This is a genomic window from Helicobacter pylori (assembly GCF_011140715.1).
In the GTDB taxonomy this organism is placed as follows: domain Bacteria; phylum Campylobacterota; class Campylobacteria; order Campylobacterales; family Helicobacteraceae; genus Helicobacter; species Helicobacter pylori_DA.
In genome coordinates this window covers 1-19,769 of the sequence record NZ_SFZZ01000008.1, presented here as the reverse complement: position 1 = coordinate 19,769, position 19,769 = coordinate 1, and the positions used below count along the sequence as shown (strand labels likewise).

Annotated in this window: 23 protein-coding genes and 1 pseudogene; all 24 read right to left on the bottom strand. The window is 36.5% G+C overall.

The annotated features are described in order from the left end of the window. Positions 1-779: 779 nt before the first annotated feature. Complete coding sequence (locus EWZ81_RS00225; protein ID WP_165548503.1) at positions 780-1,544, bottom strand: terminase; 765 nt, start codon at positions 1,542-1,544, stop codon at positions 780-782. Beyond that, positions 1,531-2,412 carry a Coiled-coil domain-containing protein gene (locus EWZ81_RS00220; protein ID WP_165548501.1) on the bottom strand — a complete coding sequence of 294 codons (882 nt, stop codon included), beginning with the start codon at positions 2,410-2,412 and terminating at the stop codon, positions 1,531-1,533. The genes EWZ81_RS00225 and EWZ81_RS00220 overlap by 14 nt, the downstream gene beginning before the upstream one ends. Before the next feature lie 16 nt (positions 2,413-2,428). Further along, positions 2,429-3,310 carry a hypothetical protein gene (locus EWZ81_RS00215; protein WP_165548499.1) on the bottom strand — a complete coding sequence of 294 codons (882 nt, stop codon included), beginning with the start codon at positions 3,308-3,310 and terminating at the stop codon, positions 2,429-2,431. Between the two features lie 56 nt (positions 3,311-3,366). Next, positions 3,367-3,693 carry a hypothetical protein gene (locus EWZ81_RS00210; protein WP_165548497.1) on the bottom strand — a complete coding sequence of 109 codons (327 nt, stop codon included), beginning with the start codon at positions 3,691-3,693 and terminating at the stop codon, positions 3,367-3,369. Further along, entirely contained in the window at positions 3,693-4,205 is a 513-nt protein-coding gene (locus EWZ81_RS00205) for a hypothetical protein (protein ID WP_165548495.1), read from the bottom strand. Before EWZ81_RS00205 ends, EWZ81_RS00210 begins: the two co-directional genes overlap by 1 nt. Positions 4,206-4,230: 25 nt before the next feature. Continuing rightward, entirely contained in the window at positions 4,231-5,025 is a 795-nt protein-coding gene (locus EWZ81_RS00200) for a hypothetical protein (protein WP_165548493.1), read from the bottom strand. A gap of 2 nt (positions 5,026-5,027) precedes the next feature. Continuing rightward, positions 5,028-5,573 (bottom strand): DUF5675 family protein, encoded by a 546-nt coding sequence (locus tag EWZ81_RS00195; protein ID WP_165548491.1) that lies wholly within the window; start codon positions 5,571-5,573, stop codon positions 5,028-5,030. A 46-nt stretch (positions 5,574-5,619) separates the two neighbouring features. Next, entirely contained in the window at positions 5,620-5,850 is a 231-nt protein-coding gene (locus EWZ81_RS00190; protein WP_165548488.1) for a hypothetical protein, read from the bottom strand. Further along, positions 5,834-6,832 carry a coiled-coil domain-containing protein gene (locus EWZ81_RS00185; protein WP_165548486.1) on the bottom strand — a complete coding sequence of 333 codons (999 nt, stop codon included), beginning with the start codon at positions 6,830-6,832 and terminating at the stop codon, positions 5,834-5,836. The genes EWZ81_RS00190 and EWZ81_RS00185 overlap by 17 nt, the downstream gene beginning before the upstream one ends. Before the next feature lies 1 nt (position 6,833). Beyond that, positions 6,834-7,157 carry a holin gene (locus tag EWZ81_RS00180; protein WP_165548484.1) on the bottom strand — a complete coding sequence of 108 codons (324 nt, stop codon included), beginning with the start codon at positions 7,155-7,157 and terminating at the stop codon, positions 6,834-6,836. Continuing rightward, positions 7,157-7,384 carry a hypothetical protein gene (locus EWZ81_RS00175; protein ID WP_165548482.1) on the bottom strand — a complete coding sequence of 76 codons (228 nt, stop codon included), beginning with the start codon at positions 7,382-7,384 and terminating at the stop codon, positions 7,157-7,159. The genes EWZ81_RS00180 and EWZ81_RS00175 overlap by 1 nt, the downstream gene beginning before the upstream one ends. 3 nt (positions 7,385-7,387) lie before the next feature. After that, a complete protein-coding gene (locus tag EWZ81_RS00170) occupies positions 7,388-7,591 on the bottom strand; it encodes a hypothetical protein (RefSeq protein ID WP_165548479.1) in 204 nt (67 codons plus the stop codon). A 54-nt stretch (positions 7,592-7,645) separates the two neighbouring features. Beyond that, positions 7,646-9,202 (bottom strand): hypothetical protein, encoded by a 1,557-nt coding sequence (locus EWZ81_RS00165; protein ID WP_165548477.1) that lies wholly within the window; start codon positions 9,200-9,202, stop codon positions 7,646-7,648. A 114-nt stretch (positions 9,203-9,316) separates the two neighbouring features. Further along, positions 9,317-11,125 carry a portal protein gene (locus EWZ81_RS00160; protein ID WP_165548475.1) on the bottom strand — a complete coding sequence of 603 codons (1,809 nt, stop codon included), beginning with the start codon at positions 11,123-11,125 and terminating at the stop codon, positions 9,317-9,319. 69 nt (positions 11,126-11,194) lie between these two features. Continuing rightward, entirely contained in the window at positions 11,195-11,602 is a 408-nt protein-coding gene (locus EWZ81_RS00155) for a hypothetical protein (protein ID WP_165548473.1), read from the bottom strand. Between the two features lie 36 nt (positions 11,603-11,638). Beyond that, complete coding sequence (locus tag EWZ81_RS00150; RefSeq protein ID WP_165548471.1) at positions 11,639-11,995, bottom strand: hypothetical protein; 357 nt, start codon at positions 11,993-11,995, stop codon at positions 11,639-11,641. 21 nt (positions 11,996-12,016) lie between these two features. Then, positions 12,017-13,144 (bottom strand): major capsid protein, encoded by a 1,128-nt coding sequence (locus EWZ81_RS00145; RefSeq protein WP_165548469.1) that lies wholly within the window; start codon positions 13,142-13,144, stop codon positions 12,017-12,019. Between the two features lie 15 nt (positions 13,145-13,159). Next, the gene (locus tag EWZ81_RS00140; protein WP_165548466.1) at positions 13,160-13,729 is read right to left on the bottom strand and encodes a Coiled-coil domain-containing protein; all 570 of its coding nucleotides are present in this window, start codon (positions 13,727-13,729) and stop codon (positions 13,160-13,162) included. 222 nt (positions 13,730-13,951) lie between these two features. Next, on the bottom strand, positions 13,952-14,539 hold the full coding sequence (locus EWZ81_RS00135; protein ID WP_165548464.1) for a hypothetical protein: 588 nt from the start codon (positions 14,537-14,539) through the stop codon (positions 13,952-13,954). Then, entirely contained in the window at positions 14,536-14,937 is a 402-nt protein-coding gene (locus EWZ81_RS00130) for a hypothetical protein (RefSeq protein WP_165548462.1), read from the bottom strand. Before EWZ81_RS00130 ends, EWZ81_RS00135 begins: the two co-directional genes overlap by 4 nt. Further along, positions 14,937-15,332, bottom strand: coding sequence for a DUF1353 domain-containing protein (locus EWZ81_RS00125; RefSeq protein ID WP_165548460.1), 396 nt, complete (start codon positions 15,330-15,332; stop codon positions 14,937-14,939). The genes EWZ81_RS00130 and EWZ81_RS00125 overlap by 1 nt, the downstream gene beginning before the upstream one ends. Then, entirely contained in the window at positions 15,329-15,880 is a 552-nt protein-coding gene (locus EWZ81_RS00120; RefSeq protein WP_165548458.1) for a hypothetical protein, read from the bottom strand. The genes EWZ81_RS00125 and EWZ81_RS00120 overlap by 4 nt, the downstream gene beginning before the upstream one ends. Positions 15,881-15,882: 2 nt before the next feature. Then, positions 15,883-17,091 carry a hypothetical protein gene (locus EWZ81_RS00115; RefSeq protein ID WP_165548456.1) on the bottom strand — a complete coding sequence of 403 codons (1,209 nt, stop codon included), beginning with the start codon at positions 17,089-17,091 and terminating at the stop codon, positions 15,883-15,885. Then, positions 17,088-19,176, bottom strand: a pseudogene (locus EWZ81_RS00110) (putative barnase/colicin E5 family endoribonuclease). The gene EWZ81_RS00115 and the pseudogene EWZ81_RS00110 overlap by 4 nt, the downstream one beginning before the upstream one ends. Positions 19,177-19,769: the final 593 nt, after the last annotated feature.

Genomic DNA, 19,769 nt, shown 5'->3' with positions numbered 1-19,769 from the left:
ACGAACTCTTTTGTTTTCAATGAAGGGGCTAGCCATTTTAAGGTGTTTTTCAATTATGGGTGGGTGTTTTAGAGTATAAAATCCATTAAGCGTGAAATCCATAGATAGAAATAATCAATAACAAAACCAAAAACCCCCAACAAAACCCCTAAAATAGCGTTACTATTCAAGTCCGCTTTAATCTTTGCTTGTGGCACAATTACAACAAAATTTTAAAAATAACTATAGAATAGTAACCATTTTTTTCACAACTTGTCAAGCGCTTTTAAAAAAATAATACCCCGTGAAACTCCACAAATAACGCTACTATGATATTAATTAATGTTAGATTAGATAGCAAAAAAAGAACATTACTGATAAATTTTTTACTAAAAAACAAAAAAGTTAAGGCTATCTGTGAGATAATCAACAAGCACCAGAAAACCTAAAACCTAAAAAAACATTTTTATTTAAATGCTGTTTCAAATAAAATAAATTAGCTTCATAATGCAATAATCAGAAAGTTTAAAAATTTTCTTTCTATTTTCACTTTAAAAAAAAATGAGGGCGTCGATGGTAATGGTGTTTGACATACTCCACATAGCTAAAGCATGAGAAAAATTGGGATCAAGCAAACTCAGCCTACTAGGTAGGTCTTACAAATTCTACCACAAGGAGTAAAGCATTGCTATGAGCGCGTTTAATATGGGCAACATCAGCCGAGGAAGCCCGATCGCTTTAGCGGTTGGGTGCTTCAAATAGCGTTTCACGCAAAAATAAGGATAAAACACTAAAACAAGCTAATTCACATTATCATCAGTGTTCGCTAACGCCATAAGTTCGCTTATATTCATTTGCCTATAGTCGCTATTCTCTTTAATTTCTACCGCTTGGATCTGCTCTTTACCAAACAATGAAACCCCAGCGTCAATGAATAGTTTTGAAACCTTTTCAGCCGCTACAATAATGCTTATATTGTCTTTCACTTTATCGCCCGCTCTTTTTATCATCTTAATTAGCTCACCTCTTGCGACAATAGCACAAAACAAAATCTGTTTTTTAATGTAGGCGGTGTTCATCGCTTTCAAAATCAATTCGTCGCTACTGGTTTCAGCTATCGCTTCCACTACCACGGGGTCAAGGTCTAAGTTTTCTAAACTTTGTTTTAAAACTTCTTTTACTTCTTCTTTTTTAGTGTCTAAAAATAAACCCATTTTGTCCGTTGTCAGCTTGTCTTCTAAAACTGCGGCGGCTTCGTTAGTGATCTTTTTCTTTTCCCATTTGTCCCGTATTTTAAACTTTCTAATTAAATTGACGCTCACGCCATACTTTCTACTTAATGCGTTGATGCTCATCCCATGCGTTTCATACATGGCCCGTATCTCTTTTAAAATAACCTTATTTTCCCACTCCCCATCCATCACCCATAACGCTAAGGTCCTGTTACTAATGCCGAATTTTAAAGCGATCTTTTGTTTAGATTCTAAGCTCCTTTCATAGTATCTTTTCACTTTAAGTTTAAAGTCGTTTGGGTAAGCTTTATTTACTTTTTTATTTTCCGCCATTTTGTTCAGGTTCGCTGTAGGGATTGATTTGTTGGTATTCTTTTATCGTAATTTTGCCTTGATTTTTTTGAATGTGTTCAAGGCGTTTTTTGTGCTTCAATAGCTCTAAAATCACGCTTCCAGGCACTTTGCCTCCTAAACTCTCTAAATTATTTACATCTTGTTCTAAAATTTGAATCAATCGTCCTTGATTTTCTCCTAATCTTGCGGTGTTTTCTTCCTTGCTTCTAGCTCCCCACTCTGTCGCTGCTTTGGCTTCATCTCTTAATTTCTGCGTTACTTGCCCGCCTTGCGCGTGTGTCTTTGCGACTCTGTTAGCGTAACTAATTCTAGCGTTGTCGGTTTGCGCTAAATCGTAATCAACGCCTTTTAAGCCTTTGGTTTTGTGGTTGATCCATAGCTTAACCTGATTGATTAGCCCGCTGTGTTCTTGCGCTTTTTTAATCAAATCATCCCCTAAATCTAAAGCCTTAATATCATCAAAAATATCCTGTGCGGCTTTGTTAATGCTCGCTAATCTTGTCTTATTCTCGCTTTTAATGTTCAGGTTCCCATTTAGATTCACATTCAAATCTAACCCTAAAAATTTTTTAGCCATGTAATAATCAAACGCCGTGATGCTTCTATTTTTGATCTTGTTATCCAAATAAGCGATCCCGGTAGATAGATAAGACGGCTCATTTTCTAAATCCTTAACGCTTTCTTTAGCTGCTAAATTTTGATTAGTTAGATTTTCATTAGCTAGATTTTCATTAGCTAGATTTTGATTATTATCTACTGCTTCGCTATTTGCTTCTTGTTTTAGCGGTTGGTATAGGCTTTTTAGCTGTTCTTCAAAAATTTCACTTTGCGTTTTTTCGTTGGTCATTCTCTTGTCCTTTCTTTTAGATCACTTTGAAAATGTTTTTTTTAAACGCTTCATCTTCTAGCTTGCTTTCTGCTATGAGTTCTTTTTGCTTCAAATTATAAGCGATCTCATTTTCTATTTTCATCTTATTGTTCAAAAACTCAGCTTCAAGCATTAAAGATTTTTGCAATAATTCCACCTTGCGGCTTTCTTGCGTTACCTGCAAGTAGGATAACGCTTTTAACTCCGCTAATTTTAACGCTTTGAGTTCCTTAGCTTCGTTTAAAGCGTTTTGTATCGCTTCTTTAATGAACTTCTTCAAAATTTCGCTTTCAAGCTCTTTTAAAAACATTCCTTTCAAGTTTTCGTTAATCACGCTATAAAACGCTTTCGGTTGTGCAGCCAAAAAACTAAAATCTAAATTCTTAATCACGCTTTCAGTGATAGCGTTTAATTTGCTTTCTAAAATCCGTAAAATCTTGCTCGTTAAGGCGTTTGTGGTTTCGCTCGTGGTTTCGGTGATGATTTCGTTTTTAGCTTCTTTAAGTTCGCTCTGTAATTCTCTATCGCTTAAAATCGTATTTAATTCGCTTTTAATTTCGTTTTTGATTTCTTTCTTTAAATCGTTTGTGATCGCTTGCTTGTCAAATTGGCTTAATAATTCGTTTCTAACTTCTGCGATCAGCGCTTGCTTGTCCACAAGTTCCTTAACATTTTTTTTTACGATTAAAGGCATCTCTACTAATTGGCCATTTAAATAGCCTTGAAAGGTGTTTTTTAAGCTTTCTAAATTTTCATTAGCCTTTTCTTTGACTAGCTCGCTTAATTCGTTTTTAGCTAATCCTAGCACTTCATCATTTTTTTGTTTGAGCGTTTCGCTTTCGTTAATGAGTTCTTGTATCTTATCGTAGAGTTTCATTTTTTTCCACTCCTTGCTATCTGTTAAAAACATTTTACAAAAAATGAAAAATGTTTTTAAGGGGTATTTTTTTTGAATGCGTTTATTAGAGCTTGATAGCTTTCTAACTTCGCTTCGCATGTGTTGTCTTTGATGGTGATTTTATGGTATTTGTCTTTAATTCTTGTTGTTTCTAAAAGCTTGTTAGCCTTGTATTGTTGGCTTTCTAATTCTAGTGTCTGGATAATTTCATTTTGTTTAATCAAATGTGCTTCGTTAGTGTTTAGCCTTTCGTTCGCTAACACTAATTTAACCTTTAGGTTACTATTCAAAATTAACAAAAAAACGATGATAATATAAGGCATAATCCCCCTAAAAACCTTAAAAATCAAATGATAAGGCATTAGTATCTAAACATAGGATTAGCGTAAAACGCTTGAAATTCTTTTTTAGTGATGGTTTTCTTTGGCGTTATTGGCGTTATTGGCGTGTTGTTAGCTTTATTATTTGCTGCTACGATCGCTTTACTGTTTGGTATTACTTCCATTAGCCATTTGAAATGGCGTTCGTTTAGTCGGTTTTCTTGTCCCATCGCTTTCGCTCTGTGATCGTTTAGTATTTTTTCTTGCTTGTGTGTTTCTTTAGCAAAATCCATTTTTAATTCCGCTTGTTTTTTTTCTAATTCAAACGCTTCATCTTTGCGTTTGTTAATGAAAAAATCTTGCATCCTTTGATACTTTAAAGCGTCTTCTCTGATCCTAGCTTCATCATGTAATGCTCCCGCTCTAGTAATGTTGTTAGAAAAATTGCTTATCGTTTCATTAAGCATCAAATTTGCAAACCTTTGGCTGTTTAGAGCGTTTGCAAAACTATCAATCGCCCCGCGCCCTGCTGTAATATTCTCGTAATACGCCATGTTGAAAGCCTTTCAAAAAATAAAATCACGCTCCGTTTTGTAGAGAATTTTCTACAACATTAATAGTGATCTTTTTAACCAATATTTTGTCTGCTTTTTGAGCTTTAAATGAAATAGTGTGATTCCCTACTTTATCGCTTCTAAACAAACACACGCTACCGCTCGCTATTATTTCACCCATTTCATTATAAAAGCCCTCTATAGCATTATTTAAAGTAGAAAACCCCCACAATCTAGCCGGCGCATTCTTCAACACTTCTAACTTATCGCTAAAAATCTGTATTTGATTCATTTCACTATCTTTATTAATCTTCTCTAATTTGTTACTCAAATCATTTAAAATCGTTTTCAGATCGCTAGTCTGTTCTCTATCATTGTAAACCACCTTCCCGCTATCCTTATTAATGGTACTATATTCTTTGCCTATTTCTAAAATCGTGTTTAAAACATTCTCAAAATTAGCATTTGTAACACCGCTTGGCGCGTTCGCTTGAACTTGCAGTAAACTCACATAAGCGTTAGCCCTGTTAATAAAGGCGTTGTCTTTTAAAGATTTAATCATACTATGGCATTGTATGAGCGTGTTTAGTGTGCTTGCTTTTTGGGCTTGTAAGCTAGATTGCATGCTCAAAAAGTCTATTTGCATTTTCGCTCTCACTTGCTCGCTTTGCAAGTCTTGCGCTTGCTCGTTTAAAGCTAACTGCTCGCATTGTAAGGCCGCTTGCATGCTCGTGGTGTTAAGTTCTTTGTTATTGAAATTCTGTTTTTGTAAGGCTTCTTTGAATAAAATGAAATTCCTTATAAATCGTGTGGTATCCATTTTTAAGCCTTATCCACCACTTTAAATAAAAAGTTATTAATGCCTTTGTCTTTGACTAAATCAAAAAACTTTTTTACCGCTTCGCTGCTTTTATAAATCATTTCTTCATCGTGTTGCATTCCTAACAAAACACACCCTAAAGTATCATGCGCGCTGTTACCTACATGGATTAAGATTTTTCGGTTTGTGAAATCCTTGTTATTAGGATCTACAAGCTGTAACACTTCATGGCGCTTATTATCGCATTTTTTATTTTGGTATTCTTTAGGCACCGTGCAACTCGTATCGCTCCATGCTAATTCGTAATCTCTTGCTATTATTGGCTTATCTAAATTCGGCGTGTCCGTTGGCTCTCCGCTGTTTTCTAATGAAAAGCAACTGAATAACGGTTTTTCTTTTTCATAGTGTTTGATTATCGCTTTATCGCTTGCTCCTTGATCGTGCGTGCTTTCAAACACTCTAAATCTCCCTAACATGCCGCTTTCTTTCTTGTCTTTCCTTACGATCGCTTTTAAATCGTGTCTTCTTTCTAATAGGACTAAATACATGAACTTCCTTTGTTTCTTGGTATTTAATCCAAAGTTGGGCGTGATTTTAAGGGTTATTTTTTGTGCAAAACTTCAAATCGTTTTCTAGCGTTTCAGTGTAAATCAATAACGCTCGCAAGTATTCCAACGCTTCTAAATGCTCGCTCGGGCGTGTTGGTATTTCAATATCGCATTTAATGGGCACTTTCACCTCGTGGTATATAACTTTTTTAGCGCATGTGCTAAAGCACACGCTAACAACAAACGCTAAAAATAAAAACTTATTCAAGGATTTCATAAACTAACGCTTGAGAGTGTTTATAAAACACCCAGTCGTTATTATATTCTGTCGGTAGGCTTTGCGTGGTTAGATTAGCAAAACGCGCGCTATTTAAAAATCTTGTTTCAAACCCTTGCGTGTTGCTAGTGTAATTCACATTCACCCACAGCTCACTATGCTTCCTGGCGAATATTGCTATTTTATAATCCGCTTCGTTGCTTGGCGTTTTGAACAGACTATTGACTAAATAAGTGCCTATGTTTTTATTGCTACTTGTCAAATGAGAGGTTTTATTTTGATAAAAGCTATTGATGATCGGATACACTTTATTAGGATTAGCTTTCAAGCATAACACCATTTCGCCCATGCTCTCACTATAAAGCCCGTTCGTGGATAATTCATAAGGCATGCTAAATTGCACGATATAGCTTTTATTGTGTTTGAGCGTGATGCTGGCAAATTCAAACAATTCCCTAAACTCATCGCTTTCATTTTTGAAAAAGCTTTGGCGCCCATAAACATAAATCCCTAAAAACTTCATATTAACGCCTTGTAGTCGTGGCGTGTTTAGTAGGTTTTGCGTGGCTGTTTTCAACTTTTCTAATTCCAACGCTAAAGTGTTTTTAGCGCGAGTGAGTTCAGTTATAAGGTTCGTTTTTAGCGCGTTTCCTGCTTCGTTAAGCTTTGCTATTTCGCTCGCTCTTGCGTTTTGTAATTCTAAATTCAAGCGTGCTTCTACTTCTTGCTTTTTCGCTTCTAAACTAGTTACTAAAGCGTTAATTTTAGCCTTTAGTTCCTGTTCGCTGTTTTCATAGCTTGCTAACTTGTTTTTAATGGTTGCGATCGTTTCTACGATTTTTAAATCGTGTTCGCTAAAGTTCTCTAAAATATCTAACTGGTTCAAAACCTTTGAGATTTGATAAATACCATCCAAACTGCTATAAACCTGCTTTTTAAAATCCCCGCTATTTAAAGCGTCCTCTAAACCTTTCAAATCCATTTTACAACCTTTTCTTTAAACTATCTAACACTAAAGCGCTCACGCTCTCCGCTCCTAAATACCCCACGCCTCCACTAATCGCTACGCACAAACTCAAAGGAAAGTTAAAAAAATAATCCGTGATTTCAAAACTAATCCAAGTAATAAGCATGCTCGATCCCACGCCTTGAATAATGTAAACAACTTTTTCGCTCTTATTCTTAAATTCCTCGTTCCTTATGCTTCTAATCACATACAAAAAGCCTACAAACAACCCGATCAATCCTACCAGAATATACGGAATGAGTTTAGAGATTTCAAGCCCTAAAACTAAAGAATGTTGCATTATCTTTTTTTCTTGTTATCGTGAAAGCTTTCCGTATCCATGCATTCTGCATGCTCATTCAATAAGATAGTGATCGTTTCTAACATTTCTAAATTTTGCCGTAATTGACTCTCTAGTTTTTCGGTCTTGTTCATGTCGTTAATGATCAAAACCAGTTCAAAAATTTCTAAAATACAAAACAAAAACACCACTGCAGGGATCACTTTAAAAAATTTTTCATGCCACATGATCTAATCCTTAAGATAGTCAAGTTCTAAACTTTCTAAAACGGCCTCATCGCTTTGTTGCTTGTTTTTAATTTTAGTTATAAAATCCTTATAACCTTTATCCCTTAAAAGCTCTAACGATCTTTTTTTAGACTTTTTAAACGCTAAACGCCTTTTTTTAATGTTTTCAATATTTTTAAAATGTTTAATAAGATTTATATTTTTCATTTGGAACCTTTCTCTTTCTCTTATTTAATCGTAATCAAGCCGTTATTTTAAGGCTTATACCCGCCATGTCGGTTTAGAATAAAACCTAGCGCTCACGCTCGCTTTATTTTCTCGTTTTATGGGCGCTTTCACGCTCTCATGCGTTATCGCGCTCGCTAAAGCGTCTATGCAATCATCTTTCTTAAACGGCTTGTCTGGGTTGAAGCTAAAAAGCTCTTTTTCAATTTGATCGGTGTTGTTGCTAGAATAGCTAAACACTAAAAACCCGGTATTGTAAAAAGGCCTTATCGCTTTGATTTTATCCACTTTGGAGATCTTTCGGCTTGGCGTGTAGCAAACGATTTCATCGTTTAGTAATGCCTTATTGTTTTCTTTGTTTTGTTGGTTGTGTCTGGCTAATGCGACTAAAAGCAAACGATACAATACCAAACCTCCGCCATCGCTTTCTATGAAAGTTTTTGCGTCTTTGTATTTTTCTTTAGCCGCTAAAATGTGTTTAATGGTTTCTTCTTCGCTCCATATCCCAAAAAAACAATCTAAAACAATATACCTAACGCTTTCTTTGTAATTTTCAACGCCCACAACCACGATAGCCCTATTATCAGCGTTGTGGCTCAAGCTTAAAGCGTTATCTACAAAAATATACGAATTCATCTCCCCTAATTCATGCGTGAAAACTTTCTTTAGATACTGCGGATCAAAATACCCACCACTGCTAACGACTGGATCTTGTTGGTATTGCGCAAAAAATTCATCGTTGCCCATTTGCAACCTTAAGGCTTCTAATTGTTCCTTATTGTGCTTATATTCAAATAACGGCGTGTTTTTCTCTCTTGTGTGTTCAAAATCCTTTATTTGGTAAAATTCTTGGTTTTCGTTCAAGGCTTTAAGTTGTATGATTTTCCACTTTTGGATCGTTTCAGTGTCAAACTCCCTCTCGCTTTGTAAAAACCCACATAAATCATTACTCCCTAAGCGCTGCATCAAAATCGTTATATTAGAGTTAGTGTCTTGCAAGCGTGAGATAACGCTTTCTTTGAAATTCATATTAACGGTATTCACTTCTTTTTTAGAACTCATATCGCTCACTTTGATAGGATCATCGATCAGTATCTGATTAGCATGAAACCCGGTAAGCGCGCTTTTTAAAGTCGTTACAAACAAGCCTCCACCCTCTCGTAAAATAAACTCCCTTGAGTTGTTTTGCAAAAACTCTAAAGGCTCATCAAAAAAAATACTTTGATAAAAAAAACTACTCATCAAATCCCTTACCTGATTGGCAATTCTTCTACATAACTCATCGCTATAGGAAATATAAAAAATTTTTTTAGTCCTATCTTTCCCTAAACTCCACGCTATGAAGCATCTTGCAATAATTTCCGTTTTGCCATAGCTTGGAGGCATGTTCAAAATCAAGCGTCTTATAAATTCATCGCTTTGGCAAGTGTTTGGCTGCGTGCATTCTAAAACCTTGCACAAATATTTAATGTGCCAGCTGTCTAAAAACGGCTTATTTTCGTATCGCTCCCACTTCAAGCGTAGGAATTGATAAAGATCACGCCTCGCTAATTCTCTTAACGCTAATTCTTTTAAAGCGCTTTGCTTATCCATTCGCGCACACTCCTAAAGAAAAACAAACCGCTAGAATAAAGCTCAAACCTAACGCTAAAACTAAAACGCTTATTCCTAACATTTCTAAAATCTTGTTTAGCATTTTTTAGCCTTTCAATAGTCTAAATTCTGCGCGCTCGGGTATTTTCGCCATGTCGTTTTATCGCTCGTTTTTAGCTTCTTATTGGGCTTGTTTGCGGGCGTTTCATTATTAGCATTGTTAGCGTTTTCTTGTTGTATTTCGCTTAACGCTACGGCTTGGTTTATCTTTTCGCTTTCGTTCGTGGTTTGTGATAACGCTCCTTGTTCGGCGTATTTGTGTGCTTTCGCTTGCAATTCCATGATTTCAGCCTGTAATTTTTGAATTTGTAAGGCTTGGATCTGTTGGTTATATGGTGCGTTCGCTTCGGCGTTTTGTTGTTGCATAGCGTTAGCGTTTTGTATCGCTTCTAAAACATCGTTAGTAATCGGGCTATCCATGTCGTTTAGCATTAGTGGCACTAAGCTAGGCACTAGATCCGGTCTTATGGGCGCTAAAATCTTCAACAATTCGTTCCAGTTATACCATTTTTCATCCCGACTTTCTGTCTTTAATTGGGATTTCAAAATCAGATCAAATTTAAGCGGTCGTATCTTGTTATCCTTGCTAGAATTGATTTTAAAATACCTATCCCCTAACTTCTTATCCACGATTTTAAAAACTTGTTCTTTAGTGAAATACTCACAAATAAAGCTAACCGCTAATTTAAAAATCAGCCGATCCATGTCATCTGTGGCTTTTAAAAAGGTTTGTAAGCCCATTAGCCCGCTTTCTCTCCTTTGCGCGATTGCAACCCCACTCTGCCTATTAACCGCCATTCCTAAGCTTTCATCGTTCAAGCCTGCTAATAATCTTAATAATTGGCGTTTTTGTTCGGCTTTTTGGCTTAAAGCGTTCAAATCCGCTTGATTGTTCATAAATTGGATCTTGTGGTCTTTTAAAGCGTTCGGTCGCACTTTAGCGATCGCATTATCTAAGCTCATGGTTTCTACAAATTCCGCTACATCCACCACGGCGTCCTCTTCAAACATCGCTTTGAAACTCCCCATCATATTTCCCATGCGGTTTTCAGCGTAGTTGATGAAATCTTGCATTGGTTTAATATCTCTAAACAAGCCGTAGTAATTATTCAATTCGTCCGTGTATAGCTTGGATATTATAAAAGGGCATGCACCATTCTTAAAAGGCTTTTTCTCTATTTTATAGATCCCTGCGCTTCTATTCCATAAATACCTATTCCACTCATAGCTTTGCGTTTCTTCATTAAATTCTTTATACCAACTTTCAATCACGCTCGCTATTCTTTCGTGATTCACGCTTGAATAATTCACTATCACGCTATCGCCAAACAATAATAAAGCTTCTTGCTCGCTAATTTCTAGCATCTTATGAAAACGCCTTGCATCTAGCGCGTTCTTATCGGTTGAAAAATAATCTATCACAAAACTTTCAGGCTTTAAGGCTTTAATATCAATCTCTATATTTTTGTCTTTGTCTTCAATTACCCACAATTGGATCACCCCTAACCCACCGGTTAAAAGGTTCTTATCCCTTTCTATCATGGATTTATCGTAATTTTCTTGTTGGATAAAAACCTGCAAAAGACTATTCAATAAATCGCTTAAGGCTCTGTCTTCTTCTTGTTTAGGGCTTAATCGTATCTCGCTTATGCTCTCTATTTTGTAACCTAAAATCTTATTCACGATCACTTTGAACATGTTTTCTACGATCGGCGTTTGCCCTCGCTCTAAAATAATGTTCAAAACATCTTGAGGGAGTTGGTTTCCGTTGTAGTATTTTCTGGCTTCTAAAAACTCCATGTTTTCTATTAAAGCGCTATTGTAATCGTTCTTAAAATCGTTTTGTAGTGTTAGAAAATCCATTTTAAGCCTTGAAATCAAAATATAGGCTTATTAAAGCGTTTTAATAAAGGTTTTTTAAAGGGATATTTTTCAAAGCCTCGTCATCACGCTAGAATATTTTTTAGCTATGTTATTGATTTGTTCGTTATTGTTTAGGCGCTCTTTCTCCCGCAATTCATAGCGTTCGTTCTCTCTTTGGTATTGTTCTCTTGCCATTTGCATGCTTTCTCTGGCTCTTTTGTTTTGCTCATTAGCGTTAATTCCTCCCACAATCAAACCCCCTAAACCGCTTATAGCTCCTGTTAGAATGCCCGCTCCTGTAGCCCCTCCAATGTTATTAAAAAAGTCCGCAAAACGGCTCTGCTTTTTTTCAGGAGCGTTTAAATAAGTGCTAGTTGGAATGCCGTAATTGATTAGCCCTAAATTCTTCGGTGCGTCTTTAAACAAGTTGTTATTTTGAAAATAGTTCGGCGTATTTAAAGGGTTTGTAAAAAACATTTTCAATCCTTTTTATGCTAAAAACGGCTAAAGTTTTTAATATTCTACTTCCGTTTCACTGGGCAAAAAATAAAGCACTCTTAAAACGCCTTTAGCGTTCGCTAGTGCATCAACAATTTTAGCGTTTATGATTTTCGTGTCTGACACTGTGCAGCATTTCGCGCTAGTGTTGTATTTGTTGTCTTTCAAATCAATATCATTCAGAAAAAAATTAGTGTTTTTTTCATCTTTAAAACTTACAGACGCTTTAGCTGTGGTAACTTCGCCCACAACTTCTAAATCGCATTTCACCACTTCCGCACCGCTAGGTAATGCCACTAAATCATAAATGCCGTTTTTAATGGTGAATTCTGCTTTAGCTAAATAGCTGACTGTTTTAACTCTTTGTTTCATCTTTTCTAATCCTTTCTTTCACTATTCCATGTTGCTGACTAGCCCGATAACCGCAAAATCCTGGTTATCATAAGGGGTATTCACGCCGTCGCTACTTTGGTATTTAGCTTTACTGACGCCTAAGATACAATCCACGCCAACAACGGACTTTCTTCCTGCGTCCTTAGTTTCATCAATGTAAAAATTAGTGTTTTCACTGCCTGCTAACAAAATGCTGCTCGCGCCGATCAAGCAACCAATAGAGATTTCTTTGCTATCTTTTTTGTTGCTGATCTTATCCCTAAGCCCTACCGGGCTTACAATAGAATTAGCGTTCGCTTTATTAATATAACGCTTGAACTCGCTTTCACTTACGGTAGAATTTGGCATGCCAACATTCAGCTTATTCCACACTCCTGCATCCACTACCGGGCAATTATCAATCACGCCTAAGAGTCCTTGATACAAAATCCCTTTATCTTCATTAGCAAAAGCGTAAAGCTTTCTTAGTTCTTTGAAATCCGCGTCTTTTTTAAGCTGGTTGGCTTGATAGCTGTCTAAAAAAATAATGTAACTCGTGTTTTGCACCACCACATCGCCAACGCTTACCATATCCGCCCTAATAGGTTTGATAGGGAAGGCTTTGCTATTATCTTCTTTTAGCCCGTTTCTCGCTAAAAAGATCGCTTTTCTAATAGTGGAAACACTCATTATTGGCGTATAAAGATAATTCGTAAAATCGTTAGTCAAGCTCGCAACGATCCTTTTGTCTCTTTCTTCATTCATCCAATTCGCTAAACTATCGCATGCCTCTTTAATAAAATCAATCCTCTCTATTTCATCATACGCCCTAATTTGACTCGGCAAAGCGTTACCAAATACTTCCGGATAGATCGTTTGGCTCAAAATCTCTAACTTATCGTAATTGGCCTCAAAATCCGTATTTCCGCTAACACCGCTACCGCTTAATTGCACTTTCAATCGTGGCCTGTAAGGTTGCGCGTTTTTGACCGCGTAGGTTCTGATCCCTCTATCGCTCCCGCGCCCTGTAATGCTCTTAAAAGGGCTTTTCACCCAACTGGCTTCCTGGATTTCAAAACCTACTTCAATACCAATATTTTTATTATTACTGATATTGTTGAAATTGATATTATTTAAATTCTCTAGCATTTTTAACTCCTATTTTTAGAATCTTGTCATCACGCTTTGATTTTTAGCATTCGCGCTAGAACTCACACCATTACCTATCACTTCTTTAGGTAAACTTCTCTCTTCCTCTCTAGCGTAAGCTTTCCCCTCTTGCATATTTTCGCCTTGCGCAGCTTTGAACAGATCGTAAATCGCTTGAAAGAATTGCACCCCGTCTAACTTGTCAATTTCTCTTCTATACTTTTGCGGCAGTTCTTCATTGTAAAAATCCACCAACTCGTTAAAGTCAATGTTTTCGTCTTTGTGTTTTTCTAAAAACTCCGCCTTAGCTTTTTCTATTTCTTGACTCTTTTTAGAGGTTTCAATTTCTTCGCTTAAGGCTATTGCCTTGTCAACCTTTTTGGATACATGCTCGTTCAAATAGTTATTTTGCTCCACTAAAACGGATCGGTAAAAATCTACTTTGTTATTAAAAAACAAATCTTCTAATTTCTCATCTGTTTTTTCTGCCATGTGTTTTGCAAAATCGTTTTCTAAACTCGCTTCAGCCTGTGCAATTTCCCGCTTTAAGGTCTCAAGCTCAATTTCTTTCTCTCTTATTTCCATTAATTTTCCTTTGTACCTTTGTAGTTAAGATTAAAAAAAATAATACCCTAAAAAAAGCGGTATTTTTAAGGGGTATTTTTTTTGTAACCCTATTTTTTGTTTTCCGTTGTGGTATTATTCTTTTGTTATAACAATTTCTTTTGATTTCTCTTTAGAGTTCGTCTCATTTCTTTAAAGGGGAATCCATTTTGTCAAACTCTAACTAATGAATGCATTTAGACATCAAATTCTCACCACTTTGCTAAAATGTATGTTTTTAGAATACATAGCGTTCAAATAGTTCGCTAAATTATTTTTAGCCAGTTTTAAAAGCTGTTTGTAATTGGCCATCAGATTGTAATTGACTTCATTAGTTGGTATTTCTAAAATATTAATTAACACACTGTAAACAAGCGCTTCTAAACAAACTCTAGGCATGCTAACGCTTTCTAAAATATTACTAACTTCGTTATAGTTAAAATACACTACCTCTAATTCTCCGTCTTCAAAAGGCGTAACGCTCAACTTATCGCCTAATATAAAAAGCTCTAGTGCACCGTTATCTTTCATTATGCTAGTTCTTTCTTCAAGCTCTTTAGTATTGAATTTCGCGCTCTCTATGCCTAAAAGGTTATTAATTTTCAAAAACGGATTCTCTGTGTCTAAAACTTGCCTTACTAGTTGTCGGTTCAACCTGAATTCTAGCGTGATGTTTAAAATCGCTTGGTTTAAACTATCGATCAAAACGCTGTCGCTAAACATGCGATTGTCTGTGCAGCTATCGCTCAATCTCGCTCTGACTTTGCTCAAAATTTCGCTAACTTCTATCATTTCAAAATCCTTTCTATCAATTGCTTTTCTTTTTCTGCAAAAAACTTCGGCTTGAGATAATAAACGCCTTTAATAATATTCTTTTCATACACTTCTAAAAAATCCGTTAATAAAGCCTTTTGTGGCTGGTTTTTAGGCTCTTTAGCATTTAGTAGGTAGTTTTCTATGCTCTCCACTAAAAGCGCGTTAAAATTGAGATTTTTAGGATAATCTCTATAATCCAAATCCCCCACGCCCTCACACACTCCAAAAATAGCGTTATTGAATTTAAAAAAATTTTTTTGCGTGAAGGGAAGTTTTAGTTTTTGATGGGCTTGGATTTCTTGCGTGTGAATCAAAACGCCTCTATAATCAAACGCTTCTAAAACACCGCTCGCATCAAAAACTACGACTCGCATTATTTCAAGCCTTTCACTTTAGCAAACAAGCGCACGGCGTAATAAATCAAAACCGCTTTAAACACAGAAAACGCTTTGACTTCAAGCATGCTTTCTAAAAACAGATCGTCGCATTCTTTGCGTGTGCGAATCAAAAAATCTTGCGGTCTAGGGACTACACCATTCAAAACGTCGCACATGTAGTCATGCAAGATCGCGCATTTTAGAGCGCTCCCATAACGAGGGATCACAAAACTAAATCCCATGTTCGTAAAGCCATCGCTAGAAAAACCGCTCGGCACGATGATTTTTTTAGTGTGATCTTGCTTCAAATAGTATTCAAACCCTTCAACAAGCCTTAACCTCTTCCCATCATTGCTAAATTCAGCCACGATGGGATCGCTAAACTTCCTCATGTCAAGTATTCTTTAAGTGTGAATTTTTCTAACTCTTCTAAACTACTTATAGCGTTCAGGCGTTCTTTTTCTCTGCCATAGAAAACGATCAGATCGGTTTTGAATTTTAAGGCTTCTTTGGAAAATCTCAATAATTGCGCTTTCGTGTGTTTTTTGTAGGTTTTGAAACCTACAACGCCGTTAATCACTTCAGCGCACCTAAAAACCGAATCAATGCCAGCTATCACTAAAGCCTGCAAGTTCGCTTGATCTTCTAAAGTCAAATCATACGCATGCACGCTCCCTAAAACCTCGCTTTGAAACTCTTTAGTGATTTTTTCTTTACAGATAGCGTTAATTTCTTTTTCTAATTCTTGCTTTTTTTGTTTAAGCGTGAGTTCTTTGAGCGTTTCTAAAACCTGTTCTTTAGTCGGCGTTTCTTGGTTCTCGCTTGTGATAATGTTAAGGTGTATAGCTTCACCAATCACTTCAAAACTCCCATTGAATCCCATTGTATCAAACACAATTCCTAAATAGTCCTTATACTCGCATGCGTTTTCTAAAATCATTTTTAGCTCCTTGTTTGTGTTGTGTTGTTGTCGTTCAAATTTTGCGCGATCGTTACAACATTAGAAAAAGTGAATCCATTAGACACCTTGCTTATAATCGTATCATTAGGTAATTCTTTGATGCTTGTTATGATCGCTTCATTAAAATAATTGATATTGCCGTAAAAATAACCATGATACAAGCTTAAAACACCGCTCACATTTTCCACTAAAAGCTTGGTGTAGTAAATTTGAGATGCGTATTTGTGCGTGATCTTTTGGATGCTTTCTTTCAAAAAGCCTTCTTGCACTTTCAGCCCAAAAACCGCACTAGCTTCTAAAGTTTTCGCGCTCAAAAATTGAAAAAATACCTCTATTTCGTATTTTTTGCTTTTATCTAGCGTGTAATCGCTTAAATCCTTAACTTTCTGCTCCCATCCGCCTTGAATATAGATAACATTATAAACATAATAAGCGCCCACAAACAAGCCGCTAAACTTCGGCTTGAGTGTTTCTAAAAGTTCGTTAAAGGCGTTCTCTTTCGCTTCGGTGATCTCGCTTGTGGCTTGTTGTTTTTGTTGCGTGATGTTATTTAAAACTTCTTGCTTATTCGTGTTTATTTGATTTGTAGCGCTTTCTTTGGCTTGGTTAATGTTAGTTATCGCTTGGGTTTTATTCGTGCTTATTTCATTGTTAGCGGTTGTTTTAGCTTGCGTAATCGCTTCAATGCTTTGGGTTTCACTGGTGCTTATTTGCGCTGTAGCGCTTTCTTTAGCCTGGTTTAAAAAGATTTGATAGCTCGTTAAAAGCCTTGTAGCGGTTTCTATCAATTGATTTTCTAGCTTTTTAATCTCGCTTTTGATGTTTTGAGCGTTAGCGTTTAAGGTGTTCGTTACTTCTTGCTCATTAGCTCGCATGCTCGTATTGAAATCGGCTAAATAGCTTTCATATTCTCGTATTTTAGTTTGTAATCCATTGCTTGAATTTTCTAACCATTCAAGGACCCCCCTCAATCTTTCATCAATTTCATTGGCTTTTTGAAAAAAATCCATGCCCGTTATAACTTCTAAAATCCTTTTCACTCCCTTAAGGCTTAAATTAACCTGCTCTTTCCATAATGTAGCGTTATTCAAAGCGTTTTCAAGCTCTCTTAATAACTCGCTTGTGATTTCTTTAAACGCTGGTTTTTCTTTAGTGGTGATTTCTGGGCTTGGTGGATTAGGGTAATTCATTTTTTATTTCCTTTTAAAAACTTCTCATGAGCGTTAAACTTTTTTTCCAACTCTGGCAACAGATTCAGTAATTCCCTGCTCTCCTTACTGCTAATACCGCTTTCAATACCATATTTAATGAAATCAAATATATTAATTTCACTAATAGGTTTACTCGTTCCTGTGAAAATGTCGGCTGTGTTTTCTATCATTTGGTCTTTAGCTTTCACTAAAAATTCATAAAACTGCGCGCTAGGGTTTTCAAGGCGTAAAAAGCGCGCAAAAGAACTCCCTAGTAATTGGCTTATCACGCTGTTGTAAGTGTCCTTATTTTCTTTAACGAAAGCATTCATTCCGTTTTCATCTGTGCTATTGACTAAGTAGTCAATGTCATGCGCTAACTTAGAGAAATTTTCAGATCTGTTACCGCTTTTAAGCATTTTAGCGGTAGTGTCTAGCGCATCGGTTAGATAAGGTGAAATCGTGAAATTTTTAATTGTGGTGTCGTTATTGAGATTATGAAAATTCGCGCTGTTATTGGCAAACATTTCCTTAAACGCCTTAAATTGCTCTCTGTCTAGGTTTTTAAAAGCGTTATCAAACACTTCTAAAAAGCTGTTATTTGGTGTGTTTCTGGCGTAATGACTCAAAAGAGAAAGGTTAGCGTTTTCTACTTGAGTATGGCTTTGGATTTTAGAGTCTCTTTCTAACACTCTTGCAACCTGATTGGCTAAATTCTCCACGCTGTCGCTTTCAAATCTTTGAGGCAAATGTTTCAATTTGTCGCTATAACTGCTCATCGCGCTCAAAAGCATGTCGCTAAAGCTGTTTGCTCTGTTTTCGTTAGATTTGCTCGCTAATTTAAGGATCTCTTTGTCGTTTAACTCCTGCTCTGGCATTCGCACTAAAAGCTCATTAGGTTTTAATTTAATATTAAAGTTCTCTTTGAGTGCTTGTTCGTATTTTTTTCGACTCTCTGCATTAAAGTTTAGCATGCCTTGGATCCTGTGGTTTCCTGCGATCACTTGCCCATCATGTAAGATAATCGGTAAATCTTCAAAACCCCCTCGCCCTATAATCAATTTAGGATCAAAGCGCTCGGCTATCTCTTCTACTTTCTTGCTATCCACTGCGGTGCGTGTTTGCGTGCCTGTGTTTTTGAAATTGGGCTTTAAATCGCTTTTATTGACGATCACAAACTTTAAGAGGTGTATTTCATCATCGTTTAAGCTAACGCTCGTTTTAGGGACATTTTCTGGCTCTTTGTAGGGTATTTTTTCACTTTTGGCGATTTCTCTGTCTAATTCGCTTTTACCTAGCGTGGCGTTTTTTTGCGCTCTGATTTTATCTCTCAATTCGGCTTCTTCTTTATATTTAATCTTTTGGGCGCGTTCTTTTTCTGCTTTAGCTAATCTTTCGCTTTCTAGTTTCTTTTGCTTCTCTAGTTGGCTTTTTTCTAATATAGATAAGGGCGGTTCTTGACTTTTTAAGCTTTCTTTAGTAGAATTGTTTTCATTAAGGTTTAAGGTGCTATAGTTGCCATTGTCTTTGTAATCGTTAGAAAGTGGCGGTTTGGTTTCTAACTCCCTTAATACTTTTTCATCTCTCTCATAGCTAGTAACCACAAAATGATTATTTAGGTTGTTATTATACCCATGTGTTTTTTAGCCCCACTCTTATGTTATTTAATTCCACGCTAATGCGCCCTAAATCGTCTGTGAATACCGTTCCGTTCTCAATGACTTCAGGGATAGATTTCACTAACTCATCTGTTCTTTCTTTAATTTGCTCTGCATTTAATCCTAATCTTGCGTATTGTTTTTCTCTCTTTTCTAAGATGTGCGCTAATCCGTAGCCATCTTTGCCATCCTTGCCCCACACAAAATCAATCCCTCCTAAATCGTCCCTAAACGCTGCGCCTGTAACTTGTCCGTTTTTCTCTTGCAATAGCTTTTCTAACGCTTCTTTTGGCCTTAAGGCAAACTCGGGGTAATTAGTGCCAAATTGTTTTAAGGGGGTTATAGCCTCTTGTAACGCTTTCTTTTGCTTAGTGATGTTTTCTTTAGCGCTTTTTACGCCTTGCGTGATCTCTTCAATCTTTCGCATCGTAGCATTAGAAAACTTGGAATTTTTAGCGCTAATTTCTAATCTCTTGCTAAACTCGCTTATCGTGTGGCTTCTTTCCAGCGCTCTTTGAATGTGGTATTTTAACGCTGCACCTCCGCTTAATTCATCCAACTTCTTAAAAATGTAAGTTGTCGGTATGTTTCTAACAATAATTCCTACTAATCTTTGCGTGAGCTTCTGGTTTAAGGCACCTTCTAGGCTTGTTGCAAGAGGGCTTTTAACGTCTTTTGTGGTTGTGTAGTTGATTTTGCCCGCTATCGTGGCGTCGTTTCTAAAGAGCTTGTCAAAACCTTTTGCTATGTCTATGTATTGATTAGCTTTTGGTGTGGTAAAAACTTCGCTTTTAAACTCGCTTAATCGGTTAAAAAAAAGCGTGCTGTCAAATACTTTAAGGTTTTCGCCTTGCTTAATGGACTTCTCCATCAAAGCATTTAGCATGCTCAATTCTAGTTTTTCCTTATCCCACTAGCGCGAAAAACTCTGCCCTTTAGGGCGGAGATGTAAGTGCATAGCCGTTAGGCTATTTGAATATCGTTTCACCTAGATCCATTCGCTTTTTAGCTCATTCTATT

Coding starts and splice junctions, on each gene's coding strand:
- EWZ81_RS00150 (WP_165548471.1), bottom strand. CDS start 11,995: ATGAAACAAAGAGTTAAAACAGTCAGCTATTTAGCTAAAGCAGAATTC.
- EWZ81_RS00155 (WP_165548473.1), bottom strand. CDS start 11,602: ATGTTTTTTACAAACCCTTTAAATACGCCGAACTATTTTCAAAATAAC.
- EWZ81_RS00140 (WP_165548466.1), bottom strand. CDS start 13,729: ATGGAAATAAGAGAGAAAGAAATTGAGCTTGAGACCTTAAAGCGGGAA.
- EWZ81_RS00220 (WP_165548501.1), bottom strand. CDS start 2,412: ATGACCAACGAAAAAACGCAAAGTGAAATTTTTGAAGAACAGCTAAAA.
- EWZ81_RS00125 (WP_165548460.1), bottom strand. CDS start 15,332: ATGAGGAAGTTTAGCGATCCCATCGTGGCTGAATTTAGCAATGATGGG.
- EWZ81_RS00225 (WP_165548503.1), bottom strand. CDS start 1,544: ATGGCGGAAAATAAAAAAGTAAATAAAGCTTACCCAAACGACTTTAAA.
- EWZ81_RS00160 (WP_165548475.1), bottom strand. CDS start 11,125: ATGGATTTTCTAACACTACAAAACGATTTTAAGAACGATTACAATAGC.
- EWZ81_RS00130 (WP_165548462.1), bottom strand. CDS start 14,937: ATGCGAGTCGTAGTTTTTGATGCGAGCGGTGTTTTAGAAGCGTTTGAT.
- EWZ81_RS00165 (WP_165548477.1), bottom strand. CDS start 9,202: ATGGATAAGCAAAGCGCTTTAAAAGAATTAGCGTTAAGAGAATTAGCG.
- EWZ81_RS00135 (WP_165548464.1), bottom strand. CDS start 14,539: ATGATAGAAGTTAGCGAAATTTTGAGCAAAGTCAGAGCGAGATTGAGC.
- EWZ81_RS00185 (WP_165548486.1), bottom strand. CDS start 6,832: ATGGATTTGAAAGGTTTAGAGGACGCTTTAAATAGCGGGGATTTTAAA.
- EWZ81_RS00195 (WP_165548491.1), bottom strand. CDS start 5,573: ATGTATTTAGTCCTATTAGAAAGAAGACACGATTTAAAAGCGATCGTA.
- EWZ81_RS00205 (WP_165548495.1), bottom strand. CDS start 4,205: ATGGCGTATTACGAGAATATTACAGCAGGGCGCGGGGCGATTGATAGT.
- EWZ81_RS00190 (WP_165548488.1), bottom strand. CDS start 5,850: ATGAAATCCTTGAATAAGTTTTTATTTTTAGCGTTTGTTGTTAGCGTG.
- EWZ81_RS00120 (WP_165548458.1), bottom strand. CDS start 15,880: ATGATTTTAGAAAACGCATGCGAGTATAAGGACTATTTAGGAATTGTG.
- EWZ81_RS00200 (WP_165548493.1), bottom strand. CDS start 5,025: ATGGATACCACACGATTTATAAGGAATTTCATTTTATTCAAAGAAGCC.
- EWZ81_RS00115 (WP_165548456.1), bottom strand. CDS start 17,091: ATGAATTACCCTAATCCACCAAGCCCAGAAATCACCACTAAAGAAAAA.
- EWZ81_RS00170 (WP_165548479.1), bottom strand. CDS start 7,591: ATGAAAAATATAAATCTTATTAAACATTTTAAAAATATTGAAAACATT.
- EWZ81_RS00175 (WP_165548482.1), bottom strand. CDS start 7,384: ATGTGGCATGAAAAATTTTTTAAAGTGATCCCTGCAGTGGTGTTTTTG.
- EWZ81_RS00210 (WP_165548497.1), bottom strand. CDS start 3,693: ATGCCTTATCATTTGATTTTTAAGGTTTTTAGGGGGATTATGCCTTAT.
- EWZ81_RS00180 (WP_165548484.1), bottom strand. CDS start 7,157: ATGCAACATTCTTTAGTTTTAGGGCTTGAAATCTCTAAACTCATTCCG.
- EWZ81_RS00145 (WP_165548469.1), bottom strand. CDS start 13,144: ATGCTAGAGAATTTAAATAATATCAATTTCAACAATATCAGTAATAAT.
- EWZ81_RS00215 (WP_165548499.1), bottom strand. CDS start 3,310: ATGAAACTCTACGATAAGATACAAGAACTCATTAACGAAAGCGAAACG.